Below are 26,189 nucleotides of genomic sequence, written 5' to 3'. Positions count from 1 at the left end.
ATCAAAAAACTTTAGGAATAAAAAAATTCAATAATAACCCATCTCGACTAGGTAAATATTCCTTGATTTGGAATATTTACCCCGAAAACAAAGTGAGATATCACTGGAAAGTTTGTGAAATAAACGTGTTTTTGTGCGAAGCGAGCGGAGAGATCTCAAAGAATAAGTAAATTTATAAGCTAAATAATATTCAAGAGATCTCTCGACTGCGCTCGAGATGGGTAATTTTTTTATGAAAATGATGACTAAAGAAAAAAATATTTTAGGTTTAATCATAAAAATTTGAAAATAATCTAAAAATAATAAAGCATAATTAAATTTAAACTTTAGTAATAAAAAAACATCAATAAATAACCCATCTAGACCGACCATAGGGAGTGGAGAGATCTCTTTATTTATTAAGTCAAAAATCTAAAATTATTCGAAGAAATACTTACAAAATAATATTTCCAAGCTTATTGTTTATTAACAAAATCAAGCAAAATGTTATCTATAGACTCAACTTCTATATAATTTATATTTTTAATATCAATCTCAAACTCATCGTAAATTTCTCCTGAATTTTGATCAACAGCATCAATTATGGCAAAATTATCCTCTATGTCCTTTACATAACCACAAATTAACTCGTAATAATCTAAATTTTTTCCTATATTTATTATTTTTTTATTATCTTTAGCATATTTTATAATATTATAAAAATTAGGCTCATTTTTAAAAAACTCGCTATCAGATTTTCCTATACTTATTGACTTCCAGTATTCATTGTAAATCTCTAATTTTTTTAAAAAATCTGATTTTTTATTTACTTGGACCAAGTCTTTTGAAATAAGGGTATAACCATCAAATCTTCCTTGGTCATCTAGGTTATTTATCAAAATTTTTTCATAATCTTCATATAATAAAAATCCGTATGCAAAGGATGATTCTTTATTTAATAATTCTACTAATTTATTTTCCATAAGTCCCCCTTTTTTCTTTTATTATACTAAATTTGAACAAAATAAAAAGCAGGAAAAATCCTGCTTTTATCCCATATATCTTTTTAAGAAATCTTTGGTCCTTTGATTTTTTGGATTTGTAAAAATTTCTTCTGGAGATCCGTTTTCTAAAATTATTCCTTCATTCATAAATAAAACCCTAGTTGAAACTTCTCTTGCAAAATCCATTTCGTGAGTTACAACTATCATTGTGATTCCCTCTTTAGCTAGTTTTGTCATAACTTCCAAAACTTCTCCAACCATTTCAGGATCAAGAGCGCTTGTTGGTTCATCAAATAATAAAACTTCTGGATCCATACAAAGGGCTCTTGCTATTGCAACTCTTTGTTTTTGTCCACCGGAAATTTGTGATGGTTTTGCATTTATATATTGGTCCATGCCTACTAGTTTAAGATATTTGTTTGCCTTTTCTTGAGCCTCATTTTTTGAAATTTTTAAAACTTTTTCTTGGCTTAGGGTGCAATTTTGTAATACTGTTTTATTTTCAAATAAATTAAAATTTTGAAAAACCATGCCGACTTTTGTTCTATAAGCTCTAAGGTCGAATTTTTTTTCTAAAATATTTTCATTTTCATATAAAATTTCTCCACTTGTAGGTTCTTCTAAAAGATTTAAACATCTTAATAGGGTAGATTTTCCAGATCCTGAAGATCCAATTATTGTCACTACTTCACCTTTTTCTACTTCCATGTTTATGTCTTTTAAAACTAAATTTTGTCCAAATTTTTTTTCTAAATTATTAACCTTAATTATACTAGGCATGAATTCCTCCTGTTACTGATTCAAGTTTGAACTCTTTTGTATTAAATTTTTTCTCAACTAACAAGATGATTCTTGTAGTTATAAATGTTAGGATGAAATAAATTATAGCTGTTATCAAATATGTTTGGAAAATTTGATAGGTTGAACCTGCTATAGATTTTGATACAAAGAATAATTCTGTTACGCTTATTACATTTAATACTGATGTATCTTTTATATTTACCACAAACTCATTTGCAATTGCTGGTAAAATTGATTTTATAGTTTGAGGTATTATTACATTAAACATGGTTTGTGAGTGAGTCATTCCTAAAGCCTTACAAGCTTCAAATTGTCCCTTATCAACTGAATTTATTCCGCCTCTTACAACTTCTGATAAATAAGCTCCAGTATTAATTGAAACAATTATAAAGGCTGCAAGCATGGTTGACATATCAATTGCTAAAAATTGTTTAGCTCCATAAAAAATTAGGATTGCTTGAACCATCATAGGAGTTCCCCTAAATATTTCAATATAGGCAGCAAGAATAAAGTTTATTATTTTTTGTAAGATATATCCTACAATATTTTTATTTTTGTCAATCTTTGTTTTTCTAATAACTGCAACAACAAGTCCTATAAAAAATCCTATTATTGTTGAAATTATTGAAATGAAAAGTGTTGAAAAAATTCCGTTTATAAATAGGGGAGAATACTCACTCCAAATTTCTTTCATTTGTCCAAAAAATGAAAGTTTTTCTCCATCATTTTCAGATAGCTTTACCATCTCTTCCATAATTTTATCTTGATCTTTAGTATTCATTTCAGATAAGATTTTATTAATTTCATCCTTCATAGAAGAATTTTTTCTAAGACCTACAGCAATTGAAGTATCTTCTGATGAAGTTTCAAATCCCTTGCCTTTTTCAAATTCTACATATCTTAAGTCATTATTTGCAGAAACTGCCGACATTGCTCCAGGCTTTTCTGAAACATAGCCGTCAATATTTCCAGCTTTTGTAGCAGAAATCATTGAAGGGAATGATTCCATAGCAGCTTGTTTATTAAGTCCATCAATTTGATCAAGTACTGTGTAATGAAATGTATTTAACTGACCTGTAAGTTTTGCATTTTTAAAATCTTTTAAAGATTTTGCCTTAGCAAAAGGAGAATCTTTTTTCAAAACTACAACCAAATCTGATACATAATAAGAATTTGTAAAATCAATTTCTTTTTTTCTTTCGGCAGTAGGGCTCATACCTGCAATAATTGCATCAATTTTTCCACTAGTAAGAGCTGGAGGAAGTCCGTCCCACTCAGTCTTATAAATTTCTAATTTTTTTCCTAGTCTATCGGCAATTTTTTTTGCAATTTGAACATCATATCCATTTGCATACTCGCCCTTAGAATTTTTTATCTCAACAGCACCATTAGAATCATCAACTTGTGAAAAGTTAAAAGGTGCATAATTTACTTCCATTCCAACCTTAAATGTGTCCTCATCAGCATGTGAAATTTCCATTGTAAAAACAAAGGTAATAACAATAGCCATAAGAAACTTAAATAATTTTTTCATTTTTTCCTCCAAAATTTTTCTTCATTATAAGTTAAGAATTAAATATAAAAACGGTCCTCATCCCTCAAGGGACGAAGACCGTGTTACCACCCAAATTTAATATTTTTTCACAAAAATATCCTTATTAAGTACAAAATATACTTTCAAAGGATCCAATAAGAAAGTACAAAATTATACCCCTTTGCTATAACGTGCAAATCACGATATCGAATCAAAATATCCTCGATACAACTCTAAGTCTTTATTCACTAAGATTATAAGATCTTTTTTCACCATCCAAAGATTCTCTGTGCTTATAATTTATTAGCTACTCTTCTTTTCAAAGTTTTTATATTTAATCTTAAGCTAATAATACATCCTTAAATTACATTTGTCAAATAAATATTTATATTTTTAAATGAAAAAATATTATTTTTGTTTATAAATTAATAAACTTTTTTATTACACAATTTAAATATAAGATAGGCCTGAAAAATAAAATTTAATAAATAGAAAAATACTAAAAATATAATATAATATATTTATTAGAAGACTTGAAAGGAGTTTTAAATGACAGAAAATAAAATGAATTTTGATAAATTTATTATAAAACCTAAAGAAGGTTCAAAAATTAAAAAAACTATAGCAGTAATGTCTGGAAAAGGGGGAGTTGGAAAATCTTCTGTAACAAGTATGCTTGCAGCAAAACTTGCAAAAAAAGGAAATAAAGTTGCAATTTTAGATGCAGATATTACAGGTCCATCAATTCCACAAGCTTTTGGAATAAAAGATAGTGTAAGAAGTCTTGAAGATGGTACATTAATCGCGCCAGAAAGTAAAAATGGAATTAAAATTATGTCAATTAATTTAGTTTTGCAAGATAAATCAGCTCCAGTTGTTTGGAGATCATCAATTGTAAATAATGTTTTAAAACAATTTTATACAGATGTAGATTGGGGAGAAATTGATTATTTATTAATAGATATGCCTCCAGGAACAAGTGATATTCCACTTACAGTTTTCCAATCATTAAATATAGATGGGGTAGTTGCAGTTACAACTCCACAAGATCTTGTAGGAATGGTTGTAGAAAAATCATTAAATATGGCTAAAATGATGGGAAAAACAACTTTGGGTCTTGTTGAAAATATGTCATATTTCAAAGCCCCAGATACAGGAAATATTTACAAAATTTTTGGAGAAGGATCAACAGATAAAACTGCTGAGAAATTTGGAATTGATACAGTTTCAAAACTTGCCATAAATCCAGAAATTACAAGTTTAATAGATCAAGGAAATATTGAAGAAATAGATGAAAAAGATCTTGATAATTTAGTAGAAAAAATTGAAAATCTATAAAATATTATGGAGAATTTATGAAAAAAATATTTAAAAATAAGTGGTTTTTGGGATTATTATTTGCAATAATTCTATCAATACCACAAATTTCAAAAGCTAATGATAATTTTGATTCAGATAAACAATCTTTCATGTATGGTATTGGATTAAATCAAAATCAAATTGATCAAGTAAAAAATAAATTAGAACTTTCAGATGATATAAATATGGCAAGTGTAAATGGAGCTGATTGTGAAAAATATCTAGGATACAGGGCAAATGACTATGATATGATTTCATCAGTTTCAGTAAAAAAACTTCCAAAAAGAAGTGGAATTAAGGTAGATATTTTAACACCTGAAAATATTACTTCAATTACAGAAAGTCAATACACAAATGCAGCCATAACTTCAGGAATTAGTGATGCAGAAATAAAAGTAGCAAGTCCAACAAAAGTTACTGGAGAATCAGCTCTAGTTGGAGTTTATAAAGCATTTGAAATGACTGGTGAAAAAGTTGATACACAAAGTACACAAACTGCCCAAGAAGAACTTGGAACTTTGAAAAAAATTAGTGATGAAAATGAAGGAAATGGATCTTTTGATAAGGACAAATTAGACCAAGCTGTTGCTGAAGTAAAACAAAATCTAAAAGAGTACAAAGATCAAAATGGAAAGCCTGCAGATAGTGGTAAAATCCAAGTATTTATTCAAGATGCTTTGAAAAATGTAAATATGGGGGATATACTTTCAAATAATAATATACAAATTCTTGTAAATTATTTTGAAAAATACCAAGAAAGTCCTGCAATAGATAGCAAAAATGTAGAAGAAAACCTAAAAAAATTCGCAGGAAATCTTACAGAAAAAGGTAAAAAATTCTACGAAGATAATAAAGATGATATAAATAAAGTTGGAAATGATGTAAAAGAGTCAGGTCTTTGGGATAAAATATTTCAATTTTTTAAAGACTTATTCTCATCATTTACAAATTCAAATAATGATAACGCAAGTAACTAAAAAATCGGGTATATCCCGATTTTTTTAATATCAACCACGAAGTTTCACACCCATTGGGGACGTTCACTATTGGAACACTTATTTATTAAAATATTTTAAATATATTATAACAATTTAAAGCTTTGGGTATATAAATAAAAATCTTATAAAATTCATATCTTAAATTTTAGGAGAAGGCTATGGCTCGTTTAGCTAGAAAAATGCAAAATGGAAATATTTTTCATATAATGACAAAAGGAATAAATCATGAAAAAATTTTCTCAAGAAAATCTTACAAAGAAACGATTCTAAATTTATATTTTGATGAAAAATATGATTGGAAAATATATGCTTATACAATAATGGATAATCACACTCATTTTTTGGTACATGTAAAGGGAATCAATGATTTATCAGAAATAATGAAGAGCATAAATGTTAAATATTCAAGATTTTATAATTATATAAATGATAGAAATGGTCACTTATTTCAAAATAGGTATAAGTCTGTAGAGATAAAATCATATAAGCAATTATTTGAAGTCCTAAGATACATTCATAATAATCCAGTTTTTGCAGGCATTGAAAATGATCTTGGTAGGTATGAATTTACTTCATACAAGAATTTTTTTATAAGAAATATTAATTATTCAATAGAGAAGGAATTTGTAGATAAAGTTAGAGAGAATTTTAAAAATCAAGAAAACTTTTATGATTTTCACAAAGAAAGATTTTTTTCTATAGAAATGGATACAAAAGAGGATATAATTTTTGCTCAAAATTATATTATGAAATACATAAAAACAAAAAATTTGAAAGGAGAAGAATTAATTGAGTATGCAAAAAAATTAGTAGATCTAGGTTTTAGCAAAAGATTTGTAGGAGAAAAATTAAAAGTATCTAGGAGAAATTTGTAAAAATAATAACAAAATTAATAATTAAATAAAAGTGCCAAAGTTGAGCGTCCCCAATGGGGAATCGGGAAAAATTCCCGATTTTTTTAATACCATCCTCTAAGTTTCATTGCTTGAGCAATTCTTTTTATTGCAAACATATGAAGCTTCCCTTAAGTCAGTCTTGTATTCTTCTTTTATTTGATAAATTCCATCAAGGGCTTTTTTCATATCCTTAACTTGTTTTTCTTGAACTTCATCTTTTGACCAATAATTGCCATATTGATTTTGAATCCATTCATAGTATGAAACCAAAACTACACCAGAATTTGCCAAAATATCGGCTATAACTTCTACATTTTTTTCTTTAAGAATTTTATCAGCCGTAGGTCCATTAGCACCTTCTGCTATTAATTTTACATCTAAATTTTTAGCTATTTCTTCAGTAATAATATTTTCAAGAGCTGCTGGAATTAATATATCAAATTTTGTATTCCAAAACGATTCATCAGATATTTTTTTAGCATCAGGATATCCTGCAAGAGTTTTATGTTCTTCTCTATATTTTTTTAAAGATTCATAATCAAATCCATTTTCTGAGTAAAGGGCAGAGCGTCTACATTTTTCACTTTCATCTCTAATTGAAAGATATTTATCTTTTGCTCCTTCTTTTATCAAATATTTTAAAGTATAGCTTCCTACATTTCCAAAACCTTGAAGACTAATTTCAGAATTTTTTAAATCAAGTCTTATTTTTTTAGCTACATATTTTGTAGTAATTACTACTCCAAAACCCGTAGTTTCATCTCTACCAAGGCTTCCTCCAAGAATTAATGGTTTTCCAGTAAAAGTTCCAACATCTTGTCTATATCCATTTAATTTTATACATTCGTCTGTAAAATATGACATTATTTTTCCATTTGTGTTTACATCTGGTGCAGGAATATCAATTCTTTCTCCCAAATATTTATGAAGACCTCTAATATATCCACGAGATAAAGATTCTATTTCTCTTTCAGATAATTTTTTTGGATCAACGGAAATTCCACCTTTTCCTCCGCCATAAGGAATTCTAAAAGACCTGCTTTTAAACTCATCCAAGTTGATAGAGCCTTAACCTCTTCTATATTTACATTTTGATGAAATCTAACTCCACCCTTACAAGGACCAAGGGCATTGTTGTGAGCAGACCTGTACCCTTTAAATACTTTCAAAGATCCATCATCCATTTTTACAGGAATAGAAATTTCTATAAATCTTTGAGGTTCTTTTAAAATATCATAAACAGCTGGATCCAAATTTAATTTTTGACAAGCTATTTTTATTTAACTTTGTGCTGACTTTAATGGATTTAAGGTATCTGCCATTTTTTACTCCTTATAATTACAAATTAAATTTTATAAAATTTAATATTTTAAATTATTATAGCATTATTTTTCTAATAAACAATAAAAAAACGCCCTAAGGACGTTTTTTATTCTTCAATTAATCTTTTTATAATTATAGGATTCCCTATCCCTGATGTTATTATTCCATCTCTTGGATTTGCAGCATGAACTATTCCACCTTGACCATCTGCTATTGCAACGTGGGTAATATTTGAAAGGCTTGTTCCAAAAAATACCAAGTCTCCTGCTTTTTCCTCACCAAGATTTATTGTTTTTCCATAGTCTGCTTGACTTTGAGCAAAATGGGGAAGACCTATTCCAAATTTTCCATATACTTGTTGGGTAAAACCAGAACAGTCAACTCCATTTGTAAGACTTGTTCCACCCCAAACATATGGATTGCCAATAAAGTTTGTTGCAAAATTATAAGCTTTTGATCCTATATCATCGCCATCAACTGTGTAATAAACATATTCAACTTCTTCGCCTTGATCGTTATGATTATTTTCTGTATTATTTTCAGGATAAATTCTTGTGATTTCATTTTGAACTTCTGTATTTTTTTCATCAACTGGATACAAACTTAAGTTATTTCTATCAAGATAATCCATATATCTTTTTATAGATTCGTATATTTTCTTATATTTATCTTTGATTTTATCCAAGTTTTTAGAATCTTTTTTGGAAATATCAAAATTATCGATTTTTGCAAATCCTGTTTTATCGCCTTTTTTTATTTTTACAAAATCATTATCAGAAAAATTTACCAAAATAACTTTTTCATCTTTTTTAAAATCAGCAACTTCTTTTGATTTTTCATCGGATTTTTCGTAAATTTTTCCTTTATTTATAGCTTTTATATCATCTAAAACATGATACCAAGCTTTTTCAGTGTAGGCTTTTTTGCCTTCAAACTTTATTTCAAAACAATCGTTTTTTTCACCCTTTATTTCGTATACGTCAGGATAGTCAATTCCACCAACAAATTTCATTCCTTTTTCACCACTTGGTTTGTCAGTAACATTTACTCCTTCAGTAATATCATAATTTATAAGTATTCCCTTAGCTTTAGATACTTTTTTAGGAGCAAAAAATTGAAATGCTATAATTCCTGATAAAAATATTAAAATTTTTTTGTTTTTTCTCATTTTCCCATCCTCAAAATATTTATATTTCAACTACTATTAATTTATCATTATATTTGTATAGTGTCAATTATTAAAATTTTAATTGTAAATATTTATTAATCTAAAAAATATTTTATAAAATAATATATTTTTAATAAATTTAAATTTAGGTTATTTGTGATATAATTAACTAAACATTTTTTGAAAATTTTAGAATTTAAGAAAGGTAAAATGATGGATTTAAAAAAATTTGGAAACTTAGCTTTTGATAAAAAGACTATGAAGGAAAATGTACCCTTTCCTGTTTATTTAAAATGGAAAGAAGCTGCTAGAAATAATGATAATCTTGATAGGGAAACTGCAGATTCTATTGCACACGCCATGAAATCTTGGGCTATTTCAAAAGGTGCAACTTCTTATACTCATTGGTTTCAACCTTTAAATGGAAAAACAGCTAACAAGAAAACTGCTTTTTTAAAAAGAGATGATAAACATAATCCAATAAATAGATTTTCTGGAAAAGAACTAATAAAGGGAGAACCAGATGCATCATCATTTCCATCTGGTGGAATGAGATCAACTTTTGAGGCACGTGGTTATACATATTGGGATTTGACAGCAAATTCTTTTATAGAAGATAAAGTTTTATATATACCATCAGTTTTTGTTTCTTTTTATGGAGAAAAACTTGACAAAAAATTGCCTCTAATTGAATCAATGAATAGGATTAGTAAGTATGCTAGTCCAATTTGTAATTTATTTTTGAAAGAGGAAAAAACTTATAGGGTAAAACCAAAAGTTGGTCTTGAACAAGAATTTTATTTAATAGATAAAGAATTTTTTGATAAAAGAATTGACCTTGAATATTGTGGAATGAGTTTAGTTGGTCGTGATCCTATGGTTGAAAAAGAAATTATTTCTCATTATCTTGGAGCAATTCCACAAAGAGTTAATGATTTTTTTGAAGATATAAATGAACAACTTTATGATTTGGGAATATATATGGAAGCTGAGCATAACGAAGTTGGCCCAAACCAATTTGAAATTGCCATAATGTTTGAAAATGCTAATATTTCAGTTGATAATAATCAATTATTGATGCATATTTTGGAAAAAACTGCTATTAGACATAATTTATATTGTCTTTTAAAAGAAAAACCTTTCAAAAATATGGCAGGAAGTGGCAAACACAATAATTATTCCTTATCTACAAATTATGGAAAAAATTGTTTTTCCCCAGGAAAAGATCCAAAAAATAACCACCTATTTTTGATATTTTTATCAGCAATGATTAAAGTATGCAATAAATATCAAAACTTAATAAGACTTTCCTCTTCATCAGTTTCAAATGACTATAGACTTGGTGGAAACGAAGCACCTCCATCAATAATTTCTGTGTTTATTGGTAAGGATTTGGAAAATATTTTAAAATCAATTGCAAATGATGAAAAGATTAAAGATATAAAAAACAAGGTCAAAATTCCTCATCTTGGCGAACTTTCTACAGATTCATCAGATAGAAATAGGACCTCACCAATTGCTTTTACTGGAAATAAATTTGAATTTAGGATGTTAGGATCTTCAAAATCAGCAGCAGATTTAAATACAGTAATAAACCTTTCAATGGCAAAAGTCTTAAAGGAATTTTACCAAAGGCTTGAAGGAAAAAGTGATAAGGATTTAAAAAATGAAGTTTATAAAATTGTAAAAGAAACTTACAAAGAAAATTCAAGAATACTTTTCCAAGGTGATGGTTATTCTAAAGAATGGGTAAAAGAAGCTGAAAAAAGAGGATTAGAAAACCACAGAACTTTCATAGATGCTTTAGTTTTTGCAAAAAATAATTCATCTTTTGACCTATACAAAGATGAAAAAATCTTTAGTCAAAAAGAAATAGATTCAATTATAAATGTAGAATTTGATGAAATATGTAAATTCTGCCAACAAGAATTAGAAGTTTTATCTAATTTAATTTATCAAGAAATTTTACCTTCAGCAATGAAAGAAGTAAAAGAAATAAAATCTTACCTTTCATTCATAAACAATGAAAAATTAAAAGAGAAAGCTTTTAGAATAAATAAAAATGTAGAAATACTTCTTGCATATGGGGATAAAATAAAAGAAATTCTAAAAGATTTAGATAAAATAGAGACCCAAGAAGAAAGAGCAATATTTATTCAAGAAAAAACAAGAAAAATAACAGAAGAGATTAGAGAAATATCAGATAAACTAGAAAATGAAATATCAAGAGAGAATTATTCTATGCCTAGGTATGTGGATATGTTGAAATCTTTATAGATTTTTAATTATTATTAAAGCGAAGAAAAAAATCATCTCGTCTAGATAAATATGCCTTGATTTGGCATATTTATCCCTAAAACTAAGTGCACAAGCACGGAGAAGTTTGCAAAGCAAACGTGTTTTAGTGTGAGTGAAACGAACGCATGGGGAGATCTCATGAGATTTCCCAGATTACTAAGTATGATAAATCTGTACAAGCAACCTAAATAATAGTTAGTTTATTTGCTCTAAATGAGTAATTCTATTATTTTTATAACAGTTTAAGAAGCTTGAAAAAGCTTCTTTTTTTAATTTTAAATAAAATCATTTTATAAAATTAATACTTCGGAATGTTAGGGCGGAGGAAATGGGGGAGTTTCGATTCTCCCCCTTTTTCCTCCCCCTAACGACCCCCACTTTTTTGCCCCCCTGCAACCGACCATTGCATGGAGCTATTTAGGTAAGAAGCTAACGCTTCTCTCAAATTTTTAAAGATTGACTGCTATTTAAAAATAACTATAAATTCAAGTGAATTATTAGAGAAAAAATTGTTTGAACGGTAGTGAGTTTATTTTTTCTCTTTTAATGAACTTTGAATTTATTTATTTTGGGTACTTATTTTTATTGAATTTGGATAATCAATCTAAAAAACGAAAGAAACGTAAGTTTCTTTCTGATTTTGCTCCCTGCAAGGGCCGGTTAAGGGGGTTCGTTGAAAGGGGTTTAAGGGGAAAAATTGCGGGGACAATCGGAAGTCCCCTAATTTGTCCCCTTAGTAACGAAGAATTAAAAATATATTATAATTTATTATCTTATTAAATTTTTTATTCAGAAAGTCTTTCAAATATTTCTACAGAAATATATTAAGTCCTAAGTCAGCTGATAATATTTTTAATAAATTTTTTCCAATTACTGAATTTCCTGATTTGTCTAATCTAGGTGAATACACACAAATTCCACATTTATTTGGAACAACTCCCAAGATTCCCCCGCCTACTCCAGATTTTGATGGAATTCCTACTTTCATCAAATATTCTCCACTTTTTTCATACATTCCACAAGATGCCATTTGGGCGATTGTCATTTGGACTATGTTTTGTGGAACAATTAGATTTGATGAATAAATATCAAATCCTTCATTTGCAAGTATTGCTCCAAATTTTGCAAGAGATTCTACATTTGTACCAATTGAACAAATTCTTACATATAGATCCAAAACTTCATCAGCGTTTTGATCAAAAATATTTTTGCTTTTTAAATAGTAAGAAATAGCTCTGTTTCTATCTGTTGTAGAAATTTCTGACTCATATACATCTTTCATAAAACTAAATTCAGAATTATTACTCATTTGGCTAATTAGCTCCATAACCCTGTTAAATTTTTCTTCTTTATTTTTTCCGTGAATCATAGAGGTTGTTGTGATTGCTCCTGCATTTATAAAAGGATTTGCAGCTCTTTGGTCAATTGGAATTAAGGAATTAAATTCATATCTTGTTGGCTCTGTTCCAACTTTTGAAAAAACATCATCAATTGTATTATCCATTAAAGCCATCATTAGGGTAAAAACTTTTGAAATTGATTGAACTGAAAATATTTTTTCACTTTCTCCAAAATTATAAATATCTCCACTTGTTGTAACAATTGAAAGTGCAAAAGAATCTTCGTCTACATTTTTAAGTTCTGGAATGTAGGAGGCAACTTCTCCAATGCCTTCGTATCTTTTAGCCTTTTGTATACATTCTTCAATTTTTAATTCTATATCTTCTCTTTTCATAAACATAATAATCACCTACTTATAATTTTCTATAAATTATTTACCCTATTTGATATAATAATAAATAATTAAAGAAATTAAAAAGGAGTTTTTTATGCTTATTTTAGATATTTTAAATGAAGATAAGTGGCTTGATGATTATAAATTTTTCAAAGATTTTGAAAAATCATCTTATTATGAAACTTTGCTAGATACATATAAAAATTTAAATACAGATATACTTTATCAAAGTCAAATTCATGGTCAAGGTCATATTGAAAGAGTAATTTTACTTTCTATTCTTTTGGCTTATCATTATAAATTAGATAAAAATGACACAGATATTTTAAGATTTGCAGCATCTCTTCACGATACAAAAAGGGTGGATGATTCTTATGACACAGAACATGGTTATAGGGCTGCTCTTTATTCAATTGATTATGCAAAAATAAATGAAAATGATAAAAATATTCTTCAAGCAGTTCTTGCTACTCACTCAAGATCTGATAGTAAAATGGATCAAACTATTGAAGAATTTTTTGTAAAAGATATGGATAGGGCTAGATTTTTATCAAAACTTTTCAAAGATGCTGATGCTCTTGATAGGGTTAGGATTGGAGATTTGGATGAAAAATATTTGAGAAATGATTTTTCTTTAGATTTGGTAGATTTTTCTGATAAATTATTTAAAAAATATATGGAAAAACAATGAAAGAAAATTCTTTAAAAGAAAAATTATCGATTTTATCAATTTCTTTAATTTTAACAAGCAATAGCATAATTTCAGGAAGTCTTGTTTATATCCAACAAGCTTTTAATCTTACAAGAAATGAAGCTGAATTTATAATTACCCTTTCAAGTTTTACTGTAATGATTTTTATTTTTTTGGCAGAATATATTGCCCTTTACTTAGGACTTAAGAAAACTGTTCTTTTAGGTCTTAGTCTTGTCGGTCTTAGTGGACTTATTCCTGTAATTTTTAAAAACTATCCTGGAATAATTATTTCAAGATTTATTCTTGGAGCAGGTCTTGGAATGTTTAATGGTCATTCGGCAAATTATATAAATTTACTTTATTATGAAAATAAAGAAAGAACTAAACTTCACGGGTTAAGAAATGCAGCAGAATTTACAGGGCAAATTATCCTTTATACACTTGCAGGAATTCTTGTAAAAATTAATTATATTTATACATTTTTACTTTATTCATCAGCTTTTTTGATAATGATATTTTTTAAAATGAATGTTAGAGATGTAAAAATAAAAAAAGAAAGAACAAAAATTGATTTTAACTCTAATATTTTTCTTTTTATAATTCTTGCCATGATAGTTTTGTTAAATGCAACTGCCATGACTATGAGATTTCCTTTTGTAGCAAGTCTAAGTCGTGGGATGGATGTAAATATAAGTTTTTATCTAAATTTTGTACCAATAGTTGGAATGGTGTCAGCTTTTTTATTTAATCCGATTAATCAAAAACTAAAAAGTAAAACCATATTTTTTGGTCTTGGTTTTTATGTAATTGCAAATTTGTTAATAGTTAATTTTGATAAAAATTTAATTGGATTTTTGATTTGTATTCTTCTTTTAACCTTTGGTCAATCTATGTGCATGCCTTATATTTTTGCTGAAGTTCCAAGATTTGTAAAAGGCCATAGTTCAAGAATTGCAACCAATTTAATTTTTATAGGATGTAACATAGGAGTATTTATAGCTCCAATTTTTATGAAAAATATGGACAAAATCCTAAATACAAGATCACTTTCAAAGGGATTTTTTGGATTTATTATAATCTATTTGATTTTTATAGGAATATTTTATAGGAGAAGAAAAAAATAAATCTCTCGAAATAATCGAGAGATTTTTTTAGATTTACTTATTTAAAATAAACATCCTTGTATTTGTCATCTTTTTCAAATTTATTTTTTATATAAGGGCAAGTTGGAATTATTTTTTTATTATTTTCTCTAGCATAATCTACCAATTTATCCACCAATTTTCCTGCAATTCCTTGGCCGCCATATTCTTTATCAACTTCTGTATGAGGAGCATCTATCAAATCTCCTTTATTTACCAAAGTTATGAAGCCAATTTTTTTATCTTCATCAAAAACTTGTACTTGTTTTTCTTTTTCATTAATTTTATATTCCATAATATCACCTCTTTTTGCTTATACCCAAAATTATATTAATTATAGAAAATTAATTATATTTGGGTATAAATACTTTTGTAAGGCTGAAACTTTTTGAAAGAAAAGGGGATATTATGAAAAGAGAATATAGTTATGGATCAATTATTTTACTTGAAATAATTTTAGGAATTGTAACAATAGGGCTATTTTTTGCTTTTGGTAAGGATAATAGTGATAGTATTTTATATAGTATAATAAGTTCATTAATTACTTGGTTTGGGTCATTTTTAATTGCTTCTGGATTAATTAATAATAGGAAGGGTAGCGTTGGAGATTATTTTAATCAAATTCACAGATTAGATAAAAAAGCTATAATAGTAAATTTAATTATTATGGCTTTGACAATTTTAATTACAACCTTTCTTGGTAGTGGAGCATCATTTTTTGCCTTAAAAGATGATCCAAAAAGTTTTATGTCAATGGGTATAGTTGGATCTATACTAACACTTTTACTTGCGATTTTTACAACTTATTCAAATCATGTTGTTTCTGATCCAAGAAATAAAGACCAATCAATTACAGATGCTTTTAAAAGTGTTTTTGCAGTTGGGAAAAAATTATTTGGTAAAACAATATTGACTTATTTATTATTTGTAGTTTTGCCTTTAATAGTTTTTGTTGGTATCTCTTTGTTAATTGCATATATTTCAAAATCTTTTGAAACTATTATTGGTATGACCTTTATAGGTATGTTTATTTTTGGAATATTTTTTGTAGTAATTTCTCCAATTATTGCAGCAAGATTTGCTGATAATTATTTAGATTTAACTGGAGATATAGAAGATCCAATTAAAGAAAATGAAAATAATGAATTTACTATAAGTAGAAATGTATAAAAAAATATAGGGGGCATATCCTCCTATATTTTTTTATTTAATATATTTAAAGAAATTAAAATTGTAATTAATAAAATACTAACTTCTATAAGACTCATAAGCCACATAGATCCAAAGCCTAAAAGAGCTAAAATTATCATAAGAATTTTTGCAAATATTATAAAAATAAGATTTTTCTTAGCAGTTTTATCTACAATTTTTGCGATATTTATTAAATCTTTTAATTTAGAATAAGATTTATCAGAGATAAGGATATCAGATGCTTCAAGAGAAAGGTTAGACCCAACTTGGCCCATACTTATTCCAAGATTTGCCTTTTTCAAAATTTGACTATCATTATCTCCATCACCTACAAAAATAAGCTTATGACCATTTTTTTGCTCATTTTTTATTATTTCAAATTTATCATCAGATTTAAGTTCTGCTGCATAAGAAATGGAAAGATCTTTGGCAAGATTTTCTACATTAACCTCACTATCTCCAGATAAAACAGCAATATCTAAAAATTGATTTTTCAAAAATTCTATGCTTTCTTTTGTATCATCTTTAATTTTATCTTCCAAAATTATCTTACAAACCAAAATATTGTTTATAGTCATATAAACAGCCTTATCTTTGGAATTTTCATCAATATTTACAAAATCTTTTGAACCAATTTTTATTTCTTCGTTTTCATAAGTTTTTGCCCAAACACCAAGTCCATTTAGATTTTCACTAGCTATAAAATATGAAGGATTGTCCCTTCTTCTTAGATTTTCCACAATAGCTTTTGCTATTGGATGATTGGATAATTTTGATAAATTATATAAATAATCTAAGATCAAATTTTTCTTATATTCAGAGTAGTAAATAATATCTTTTATTTCAAAATTCCCATAAGTCAAAGTCCCCGTTTTATCAGTATAAAAATAATCACAATCAATCAAATTTTCAAGATATTTTGATTGTTTAACAATAATCTTATTTTTTCTACAAAGTATTAGCCCTGATATATAAGTTAAATGAAGGCTTATTATAAGAGAAATATTCATAGATATAATTAAAAAACTTACAGATTTTTGTAAAAATCTCCAGAAATTTCCTCCCAAAATTGGAGGTACTAGAGCAAGAAAAATAGCTATAGCTACAAAAAAAGGTGTAAAAATTTTTATAAATTTACTTATTAGTTTTTCACTATCAGATTTTTTCTTAAATGAATCTTTAATTATATCAATAACTTTACGAGCAATAGACTCATCAAAAATACTTTCTGCTCTATATTTTATAATTCCAGTTTTTAAAACAGAAGATGACAAAATCTTGCTATTTTTTCTAACCTCTTCAGGCATTGCTTTGCCTGTCAAAAAAGAAGTATCCAAAAGCCCTTCTCCATCAAGAACTATACCATCAACGGCAATTTTTTCTCCATCTTTAGCAAGGATTATATCACCGACTTTAATTTTTCTTATATCAATTTGAGCTAAAGATCCATCTGCATTTAGTTTGTTTACCTTTTTTGGAACGATGTCAATAATCTCTTTGATATTTGAATTTATTCTATCATTAGAAAGATTAATAAAAATTTGACCCAAGTTGTAAAGAAAAATTATTATACAAGCTTGAGAAAAATGTCCCATAATAAATGCAGCAAAACTAGCAATACTAATTAGAAAATTTTCATCAGTAATATTTTTTTTTGAAAGTGCATAAATCGCATCTAAAAATATATTTTCAATCAAAAAAATATAAATTAAAAGAAAGGCTGTAAAAATAAAGTAGCTATTACCATAAATTTTTTCTAAATAAGTAGTAAAAAAAATCAATATAGCAAAAAAAGTAAGCTTAAAAAAATCTTTTTTTCTATCCTTTTTAATATTTTTAAATAATTCCATAAAAATCTATCCTCTCATAAAATTTTGAAATTAATCAAAATTAATTATCTTCATGCAAATGTTCCAAACCAAGTTTAATAATAAATTTAACGTGGCTATCAGAAAGAGCATAAAAAATTGATTGACCATTTCTTCTACTTTTCACCAAATTTGAATCTTTTAAATATCTTAGTTGGCGGCTTATTGCAGATTGGCTTAAGCCTAATTCCTTTGAAATTGTATTTACATTTTTTTCATTTTCAAACAAAGAAAATAAAATTCTAATTCTTGTAGAATCAGAAAAAACTTTAAATAAATCTGCCAAATCAAATAAATCATTATTCGAAACATTTTCAAATGATTTTTCCATACTCCCTCCTTTAATTTCATTCACAAAAAATTATAGCAGAAAGGGAGATTTGTAGCAAGAAATAAGGCTTTTAATCCCTAGTAAATAAGTTGAATTTAGAAAGTGAAAGTGTATATTGGAAAAGACGAAAACAGATATAAATTATTAGAAATTTAAAGATAAATTTACATAAAGGAAGTGTAAAATGAATGAAAATAAATTTACTATAAAATCAGACTACACTCCAAAAGGAGATCAACCAGAGGCAATCAAAAAACTTGCAGATGGTATAAAAGAAGGAAAACACCATCAAATTCTCCAAGGAGTTACAGGATCTGGTAAAACTTTTACTATGGCAAATATAATACAAGATATCCAAAGACCAACTCTTGTTCTTGCTCATAACAAAACACTAGCCTACCAATTATTTACAGAATTCAAGGAATTTTTCCCAGATAATGCCGTTGAATATTTTGTTTCATATTATGATTATTACCAACCAGAAGCTTATGTTGCTGCAACTGATACCTATATTGCAAAAGATTCATCAATAAATGATGAAATTGATAAATTAAGACACTCAGCAACAATGAGTCTTTTTGAAAGACGCGATGTAATAATTGTTGCAAGTGTTTCTTGTATTTATGGCTTGGGAGATCCAGAGGAATATAGAAAATTAGTTTTATCATTAAGACCAGGCCAAGAAATTTCTCCAGAAGAAGTCATGAAAGAATTAATTGAAAGACAATTTGTAAGAAATGATTTTGATTTTTCTCGTGGAACTTTTAGAAAAAGAGGAGATGTTTTAGATATTTTTCCAGCAGGAAATGAAGAAAAAGCAATCAGGGTGGAATTTTTTGGAGATGAAATTGATAGAATTTCAGAATTTGATTCCTTGACAGGAAAAGTCATAAGCCACATCTCCCACGGATATATTTATCCTGCAAGTCACTATGCAACAAGTGCAGAAAAAGCAGCTGCAGCAATTAGTACAATTAAAGAAGAATTAAAAGAAAGACTAGCTGAACTTGAAAATGAAAATAAATTAGTAGAAGCTCAAAGGCTTGAACAAAGGACAAATTATGATATAGAAATGTTAGAAGAAATTGGCTTTTGTTCAGGAATAGAAAATTATTCAAGACATTTATCCCAAAGAGAGCCTGGCTCAAGACCTTACACACTAATAGATTATTTTCCAGATGATTTTGTACTTTTTGTTGACGAATCTCATGTATCAATTCCACAAGTTGGAGGAATGTATGAAGGAGATAGGTCAAGAAAGCAAAATCTTGTTGATTTTGGCTTTAGACTACCTTCAGCTCTTGATAACAGACCCTTAAAATTTCCGGAATTTGAAAAATTAATAAATCAAACAATCTATGTTTCAGCAACTCCAGGCCCATATGAGATGGAAAAAACCGGTGGAAAAGTTGTTGAACAAATCATAAGACCTACAGGACTTTTAGATCCATTAATTGACGTTAAGCCAGTAGAAAATCAAATTGATGATCTAATAGAAAATATTCATCAAACGATTGAGAAAAAGGAAAGAGTTCTTGTTACAACTCTTACAAAAAGAATGGCAGAAGACTTGACCGATTATTTATCGGAAAATGGAATAAAAGTAAAATACCTCCATTCGGATATAAAAACAATAGAGCGAAGTGAAATAATTAGAGATTTAAGACTTGGAAAATTTGATGTTTTGGTAGGAATAAATCTTCTTCGTGAAGGACTAGATTTACCTGAAGTTTCCTTGATTACAATTTTGGATGCAGACAAAGAAGGATTTTTAAGAAGCGAAACTTCCCTTATCCAAACCATAGGAAGGGCAGCTAGAAACTCAGAAGGTCATGTAATAATGTATGCAGATAAAATTACAAGATCAATGAAAAAAGCCATTGATGAGACCGAAAGAAGAAGAAAAATCCAAACAGAATTTAACAAAAAACATGGAATTACTCCAACAACAATAAAGAAAAATATTTTTGAAATTATTCAAGTAACAAAAGCTACAAAAGAAATTGAAGAAGTTAAAGAAGAATTTTCACAAGAACAAATTGAAAATATTATTATAAATTTAGAAACAGAAATGTATGCTGCAGCAGAAGAATTGGATTTTGAAAAAGCAGCTTCACTAAGAGATCAAATAGCAAAAATGAAAAGAGAATTTGCAGGCGTATAAAATTCAAAGAAATTTAAAAAGTATTTTATTCCAAAATAAAAAAGTAGAAATAAAGTAATATTTTTATGATAGAAACAACAAGCTTTAACCCATCTCGACTAGATAAATATGCCTTGATTTGGCATATTTATCCCTAAAATTTAGTGCAGATTTATAACCGTTGATTTCGGTTATAAATCCTGAAAACTAGTGCGGTAGCACGGAAAAATTTGCAAAGCAAATGAGTTTTCATAAGCACGGAAAAATTTGCAAAGCAAACGTGTTTTAGTGTGAGTGAAACGAACGCATGGAGAGATCTCTTGAGTTAAGCTTATCTTTTAATTTACTTTTTTTAAAAAAATCCAAACTAAATCAAATTAATATAATAAAAAACTAAAAAGAGAATTTGCGGAGGTATAAATGAGTGAAAATAAAATAGTAATAAAGGGGGCAAGAACTAACAATCTAAAAAATGTTGATCTGACCCTTCCCCGAGATAAAATGATTGTATTTACTGGGCTTTCTGGATCTGGAAAGTCTACCTTGGCCTTTGATACAATTTATGCCGAAGGACAAAGAAGATATGTAGAAAGTCTATCATCTTATGCCAGACAATTTTTGGGAAATTTGGATAAGGCTGATGTCGATACAATAGAAGGACTTTCTCCATCAATTTCAATCGACCAAAAAACTACAAATAGAAACCCAAGATCAACAGTTGCTACAGTAACAGAAATTTATGATTATTATAGGCTTTTGTTTGCAAGAATTGGAGATGCCTATTGTCCAGTTTGTGGCAAAAAAATTGAGGCTCAATCAATTGACCAAATGGTAGATAGGATTTTAAAACTTGAAAATAAAACAAGAATTCAAATCCTTGCCCCAGTAGTAAGAGAAAAAAAAGGACAACATAAAAAGAAACTTCAAAATATCCAAAAAATGGGATATGTAAGAGTTATGATTGACGGGGAAAGATACGATATAGAAGAAGATATTGAACTTTCAAAAACCAAAAAACACGATATATCAATAATTGTCGATAGGATTGTAATAAAAGATGGGATTGAATCAAGACTTGCGGATTCCTTGGAAACTGCCCTAGAGCTAACAGATGGACTTGTAGAAATAAATGTAATAGATGGAAAAGATTTTATTCTTTCATCAAAACTTGCCTGTCCAGACGGCCACGTTTCCCTTCCAGAAATTACACCTAATATGTTCTCCTTCAACGCTCCCCAAGGCATGTGTCCTGAATGTAACGGATTAGGATTTCATTTGCAAATTGATCCAGACCTTGTAATTCCTGACAAAAATCTTTCCATAAATGAAGGAGCAATCGACCCATACGCCACAAGTGGCAAAGGAACATATTATAACGAAATGATTAAAGCCATTGCCAAAAATCATAAATTTTCCCTTGATGAGCCAATAAAAAATGCTCCAAAAAAAATGATTGATGAAATTTTGTACGGAACAAAAAAAGAAGTTTCCTTCACCTTTGACAGTCATTTTTCTGGAAGAAAAAAATACACTGGTCATTTTGAAGGAGCAATTAAAAATTTATCAGACAGGTATGAAAGAACAAATTCTGATGCTCAAAAGAAAAGGATGAGAGGCTTTATGAGCGAGGAAGAATGTAAAAGCTGTCATGGTCATAGACTAAAAGATGAAATTCTTGCCATAAAAGTCGACGGCAAATCAATTTCAGAAATTGCAAATATGTCTGTCGATAAAACTATAGAATTTTTTGATAATTTAAAACTTTCACCAATGAAAGAAAAAATTGCTGAATTGATAATAAAAGAAATAAAGGCAAGGGTTAAATTTTTGCAAGACGTAGGCCTTGGTTATCTTTCACTTTCAAGGTCAGCCTCAACACTTTCTGGTGGAGAAAGCCAAAGAATAAGACTTGCAACCCAAATTGGATCGGGTCTTGTTGGAGTTTGTTATGTATTAGATGAACCATCAATAGGCCTTCACCAAAGAGATAATGACAAATTAATAAAATCATTAAGAAATTTAACAGATATTGGAAATACCCTAATAATAGTAGAACATGACGAAGATACAATGAAAGCTGCAGATTTTCTTGTAGATATTGGCCCAAAAGCAGGAGTTCACGGAGGAGAAATTGTAGCAAAAGGATCTCTTTCTGATATAAAAAAATGCAAAAAATCAATCACAGGAGCCTATCTTTCAGGAAAAGAAAAAATTCCAGTACCAAAAGAAAGAAGAGATTGGGATAAATATATAGAAGTAAAAAACGCCAGACAAAATAACTTGAAGGGAATAGATGTAAAATTTCCTTTATCAACCTTTACTGCAGTAACAGGAGTATCAGGATCAGGAAAATCTTCCTTAGTAAATGAAATTTTGTACAAGGCTATAACCAAAAAATTAAATAAATCCAAAACCCACCCAGGAAAACACGATTCAATTGAAGGCGTAGAACAAATTGACAAAATAATTTCCATAGACCAATCCCCAATAGGAAGAACACCAAGATCAAATCCTGCAACCTACACCAAATTATTTGACAATATCAGAGACGTTTTTGCCATGACAACCGAGGCAAAAATGAAAGGCTTTGACAAGGGAAGATTTTCCTTTAATGTAAAAGGAGGAAGGTGTGAAGCTTGTAAGGGGGACGGAACAATAAAAGTTGACATGATGTTCTTGCCAGATGTCTACGTTCCTTGCGAAGTCTGTCACGGACAAAGATATAACAGGGAAACCCTAGAAGTAAAATATAAGGGAAAAAATATTTCAGAAGTTTTGGACATGACAGTAGAAGAAGCCCTCAAATTTTTTGAAAATCACCCATCAATAGTAAGAAAATTACAAACACTCTATGACGTTGGACTAGGCTATATAAAAATCGGTCAACCATCAACAGAACTTTCCGGAGGAGAAGCCCAAAGAGTAAAACTTGCAAGCGAACTTGCAAAAAGATCAACAGGTCAAACCCTATATATTTTGGACGAACCAACAACAGGCCTACACATGGCAGACGTTCATAAATTAATAGAAGTTTTAAACAGATTAGTCGACCAAAACAATACAGTTGTAGTAATAGAACACAACCTAGACGTAATAAAAGTCGCAGACCACATAATAGATCTTGGACCAGAAGGTGGAGATGGTGGTGGAGAACTTCTAGTAACAGGAACTCCAGAAAAAATAGCCAAATGCAAAAAATCCTACACAGGTCAATTTCTTAAAAAAATGCTTTAAGATTATAATTTAAATTTGATTTATTAAATAGAAAAAAATAGAAATTAATAGAAATGCTAATAGTTAGATTTAAAATAATTTAAAAAATAAAAAGTAGATAAATCGGTTGACTCTATTAATGTAAAAAGACAAGCTTAAATGTGCTTGTCTTTTTTTGTGAGAGATATTAAAGGAAAATTAGAATATAAAATTTCTACAAAGTTCATTGTTTTTTAGTATATTTTTTTATTTATATAAATAATTATAAAGATTTTGAAAAATATGAATAAATTTTTATTTTTTTAGATTATGTAAATATTTTGTATTTTAATTATTAAAATAAATTATTTAAGTTAGTTATAAAATAAATTTGTAAATATGTACAATGAAATGATAAAGTAATTTTAGATATATTCATTATTTTCTTAAATTCAAATATATATATATAAAAATAATGTAACTATCTAGGTTATTTATATTGAAAAAATCAATATAAATGATAAAATATAAATGTAAATTGATAGTTATATTTAAGGTTTATCAAACTTTGTAAAAACTTGATTTTTTAATGGAATGAAAAGGTAATCAGATATATTTTTAAAAATATATCTAATATATCTAAGGAGGAAAATTCAATGGACAAAAATAACATTGCAAAAAGAATCATTGAACAGAAAAAGTTAAATGGTTCTAAAAGAAAGCCAAAATATGCAACAAGAAAACTATCAATAGGATTAGTATCTTGTATGCTTGGTTATGCACTTTTAGTATCACCATCTTCAGCAGAAGCAGCTGAACTTGATAGCGAAAATCAAGTTGTAGCTGAAGAAAATGCTGAGCCAGAGACTACAAGTGAAGAAGAATTAGTAGAAGAAAACAAAGAAACAGAAACACCAGCTGAAGAAACAGTTGAAGAAACACCAGAAGTAGAATCAAAGGAAGAAGCTCCAGCAGAAACTCATTCAGAAATATCTGCTGAAGAAGAAACTCCAGTAGTAGATGAAAAAGATTCAGCAGAAACTTCTACTGATGGAACTCAAGTATATAGCAAAGAAGATGTTGTAGAGGAAAAAGAATCATTCAAACTAACAGATTCTCAAAGACAAGCATTAAAGAATGCTAACTTTACAGATGGCGAAATTGCAAAAATTGAAGAAGATATAGCAAATTCACTTGCAGAAGATTCTAATCTTGACGTTGATGCAATATTGAATAAGAAAATTCAAGAGTCTAATTTATTAGAAGTGGCTCCTGAAGAAGAAAAAGCTCCACAAAAAGCAGGAGAAGGTGTAGATGTTCATGATAAGGTTCATATAACTAATGGAAAACTTGAATATGCGGATGGCGGATCAAACGTTAATGAAGTATGGGTTACAAGCGCAGGACATGCTGTATTCACATCAGACTTCGCTGCAGATGATGGAGTTAAAGAAGGCGACTATTTTACAGTAGATTACGGTGAATATGTACTTCCAGGAATGATTAATGAGCCAAGAAGCGCCACAGATATAGTAGGTGTTGATGGCAGATTAATCGCAAAAGCTTACTATGATAGAGAAACTAATACTTCAAAATATGTTTTCACAAACTACTTGGACGATTATAAAAATGTACGTGGTAAGTTCAGACAAGCTTTATGGCCTGTAAGAGAAACAATTACTGATAATAAACAAAAGGTACCTGTAAGCATCACTGTAGCCGGTGAAACTATAACAAGAGACATGGTGTTTGATTATGGTAATAAAAAAGATAGGCCTATTATTGAAACTATTAGGTCAGTAAATAGATACAAAGATAATAATTCTATTAGTACAACAACATATATTAATCAGCCTAATAAAAAAATATATGGTAAAAATTATGTAAAATTAGAATCTAATAACTATAAGTTTACTAATCCTAATCAAATTAAAGTATATGAAGTAAATGATGATGGAGCATTCAGAGATAGTTTCTCTCCAGACTTATCAAAAGCAACAGAAGTAAAAAATCTACCTGTTATTATAAATGATGATGGAACCGCTCTAATAGATGTTGGTATAAACTTAGCTGGAAAAGGACCTAGTGTACCTGCTAAAAGATATATAGTTTTAGCAGAACCGACATTAAAAGAAGGACATGCTACAGATAAAGGAGTATCTTTCAAATCATCAGTTATAAATCAGGCTAATGGGAACCCGGTTATAATGGATGACGGCACAGTAGTATCTCACTCAAGCACTTTAACACAATCATCACATCCATCAATAGGAACTGGAGATCTAGATCCTGGACAACCAGCAGAAGAACCAGGTAGCTTCCAAGAACACCATATCTACATCACAAAAGATGAAGATGGTAACATCGTAGAAGAAAACAATAACAGAAGACGGTAAAGTAAAAGAAGGAACAAAAGACGAAACATATCCAAAGAACTAGGCGTAAAATACGACTCAGAAAATGGAGAACCAGCTTCAAAAGGAAACTACGTAGCAGGTGAAAAACAAGAAGTATTCCAAGATCACCACATCTA

General features: G+C 28.4%; 18 protein-coding genes, 1 pseudogene and 1 other annotated feature. Of the genes and pseudogenes, 10 read left to right on the top strand and 9 right to left on the bottom strand.

The genetic code is table 11. The annotated features are described in order from the left end of the window. Positions 1-455: 455 nt before the first annotated feature. The 3 genes from ASHG_RS05375 to ASHG_RS05365 form a co-directional block, all read right to left on the bottom strand. Positions 456-962, bottom strand: coding sequence for a hypothetical protein (locus ASHG_RS05375; protein ID WP_040398029.1), 507 nt, complete (start codon positions 960-962; stop codon positions 456-458). A 66-nt stretch (positions 963-1,028) separates the two neighbouring features. Then, the gene (locus ASHG_RS05370) at positions 1,029-1,763 is read right to left on the bottom strand and encodes an amino acid ABC transporter ATP-binding protein (protein ID WP_040398027.1); all 735 of its coding nucleotides are present in this window, start codon (positions 1,761-1,763) and stop codon (positions 1,029-1,031) included. After that, positions 1,756-3,318, bottom strand: a complete 1,563-nt coding sequence (locus ASHG_RS05365; RefSeq protein ID WP_040398026.1) for an ABC transporter substrate-binding protein/permease — start codon at positions 3,316-3,318, stop codon at positions 1,756-1,758. Before ASHG_RS05365 ends, ASHG_RS05370 begins: the two co-directional genes overlap by 8 nt. A 64-nt stretch (positions 3,319-3,382) precedes the next feature. Then, positions 3,383-3,650 (bottom strand) — a binding site (T-box leader). Between the two features lie 217 nt (positions 3,651-3,867). Between ASHG_RS05365 and ASHG_RS05360 the strand changes: the two genes are divergently transcribed. The 3 genes from ASHG_RS05360 (at position 3,868) to ASHG_RS05350 (ending at position 6,550) form a co-directional block, all read left to right on the top strand. Continuing rightward, entirely contained in the window at positions 3,868-4,656 is a 789-nt protein-coding gene (locus tag ASHG_RS05360; protein WP_040398022.1) for an Mrp/NBP35 family ATP-binding protein, read from the top strand. Between the two features lie 17 nt (positions 4,657-4,673). Further along, complete coding sequence (locus ASHG_RS05355) at positions 4,674-5,654, top strand: DUF1002 domain-containing protein (RefSeq protein ID WP_040398020.1); 981 nt, start codon at positions 4,674-4,676, stop codon at positions 5,652-5,654. Positions 5,655-5,833: 179 nt separating this feature from the next. Beyond that, a complete protein-coding gene (locus ASHG_RS05350; protein WP_040398018.1) occupies positions 5,834-6,550 on the top strand; it encodes a transposase in 717 nt (238 codons plus the stop codon). Between the two features lie 83 nt (positions 6,551-6,633). Here ASHG_RS05350 and ASHG_RS09540 read toward each other — a convergent pair. Beyond that, positions 6,634-7,851 (bottom strand): annotated as a pseudogene (locus tag ASHG_RS09540) (Glu/Leu/Phe/Val family dehydrogenase). A 149-nt stretch (positions 7,852-8,000) separates the two neighbouring features. Beyond that, positions 8,001-9,062 (bottom strand): C40 family peptidase, encoded by a 1,062-nt coding sequence (locus ASHG_RS05340; protein WP_040398017.1) that lies wholly within the window; start codon positions 9,060-9,062, stop codon positions 8,001-8,003. Between the two features lie 213 nt (positions 9,063-9,275). Between ASHG_RS05340 and ASHG_RS05335 the strand changes: the two genes are divergently transcribed. Beyond that, entirely contained in the window at positions 9,276-11,339 is a 2,064-nt protein-coding gene (locus ASHG_RS05335; RefSeq protein WP_040398016.1) for a glutamine synthetase III domain-containing protein, read from the top strand. Positions 11,340-12,171: 832 nt separating this feature from the next. Here ASHG_RS05335 and glsA read toward each other — a convergent pair. Next, positions 12,172-13,101 carry a glutaminase A gene (glsA, locus tag ASHG_RS05330; protein WP_040398014.1) on the bottom strand — a complete coding sequence of 310 codons (930 nt, stop codon included), beginning with the start codon at positions 13,099-13,101 and terminating at the stop codon, positions 12,172-12,174. Positions 13,102-13,189: 88 nt separating this feature from the next. Here glsA and ASHG_RS05325 point away from each other — a divergent pair, with 88 nt between their 5' ends. Next, positions 13,190-13,786 (top strand): HD domain-containing protein, encoded by a 597-nt coding sequence (locus ASHG_RS05325; protein ID WP_040398012.1) that lies wholly within the window; start codon positions 13,190-13,192, stop codon positions 13,784-13,786. Continuing rightward, positions 13,783-14,913, top strand: a complete 1,131-nt coding sequence (locus ASHG_RS05320; protein ID WP_040398011.1) for an MFS transporter — start codon at positions 13,783-13,785, stop codon at positions 14,911-14,913. The genes ASHG_RS05325 and ASHG_RS05320 overlap by 4 nt, the downstream gene beginning before the upstream one ends. Before the next feature lie 37 nt (positions 14,914-14,950). Here ASHG_RS05320 and ASHG_RS05315 read toward each other — a convergent pair whose 3' ends face one another. Continuing rightward, complete coding sequence (locus tag ASHG_RS05315; RefSeq protein ID WP_040398010.1) at positions 14,951-15,226, bottom strand: GNAT family N-acetyltransferase; 276 nt, start codon at positions 15,224-15,226, stop codon at positions 14,951-14,953. Between the two features lie 113 nt (positions 15,227-15,339). Here ASHG_RS05315 and ASHG_RS05310 point away from each other — a divergent pair, with 113 nt between their 5' ends. Beyond that, a complete protein-coding gene (locus ASHG_RS05310; protein WP_040398008.1) occupies positions 15,340-16,101 on the top strand; it encodes an MFS transporter in 762 nt (253 codons plus the stop codon). Positions 16,102-16,124: 23 nt separating this feature from the next. Here the strand turns inward: ASHG_RS05310 and ASHG_RS05305 are convergent, their stop codons facing one another. Together ASHG_RS05305 and ASHG_RS05300 are read right to left on the bottom strand one after the other, a co-directional pair. After that, positions 16,125-17,972: a heavy metal translocating P-type ATPase gene (locus ASHG_RS05305; protein ID WP_040398006.1), complete on the bottom strand. Its 1,848-nt coding sequence runs from the start codon at positions 17,970-17,972 to the stop codon at positions 16,125-16,127. 40 nt (positions 17,973-18,012) lie between these two features. Next, complete coding sequence (locus tag ASHG_RS05300; RefSeq protein ID WP_040398005.1) at positions 18,013-18,321, bottom strand: ArsR/SmtB family transcription factor; 309 nt, start codon at positions 18,319-18,321, stop codon at positions 18,013-18,015. Between the two features lie 184 nt (positions 18,322-18,505). Between ASHG_RS05300 and uvrB the strand changes: the two genes are divergently transcribed. The 3 genes from uvrB to ASHG_RS05285 all read left to right on the top strand — a co-directional run bounded on the left by uvrB (position 18,506) and on the right by ASHG_RS05285 (position 26,052). Next, complete coding sequence (gene uvrB, locus ASHG_RS05295; protein ID WP_040398004.1) at positions 18,506-20,485, top strand: excinuclease ABC subunit UvrB; 1,980 nt, start codon at positions 18,506-18,508, stop codon at positions 20,483-20,485. A gap of 399 nt (positions 20,486-20,884) precedes the next feature. Beyond that, a complete protein-coding gene (uvrA, locus tag ASHG_RS05290) occupies positions 20,885-23,698 on the top strand; it encodes an excinuclease ABC subunit UvrA (protein ID WP_040398003.1) in 2,814 nt (937 codons plus the stop codon). A 614-nt stretch (positions 23,699-24,312) separates the two neighbouring features. Further along, entirely contained in the window at positions 24,313-26,052 is a 1,740-nt protein-coding gene (locus ASHG_RS05285) for an Ig-like domain-containing protein (RefSeq protein WP_040398002.1), read from the top strand. The last annotated feature ends 137 nt before the right edge of the window (positions 26,053-26,189 follow it).

Origin of the sequence: Anaerococcus senegalensis JC48, from assembly GCF_000321005.1 — a bacterium.
GTDB lineage: Bacteria > Bacillota > Clostridia > Tissierellales > Peptoniphilaceae > Anaerococcus > Anaerococcus senegalensis.
The sequence above is the reverse complement of the archived record's forward strand: the minus strand, read 5'-3'. Positions and strand labels throughout refer to the sequence as shown.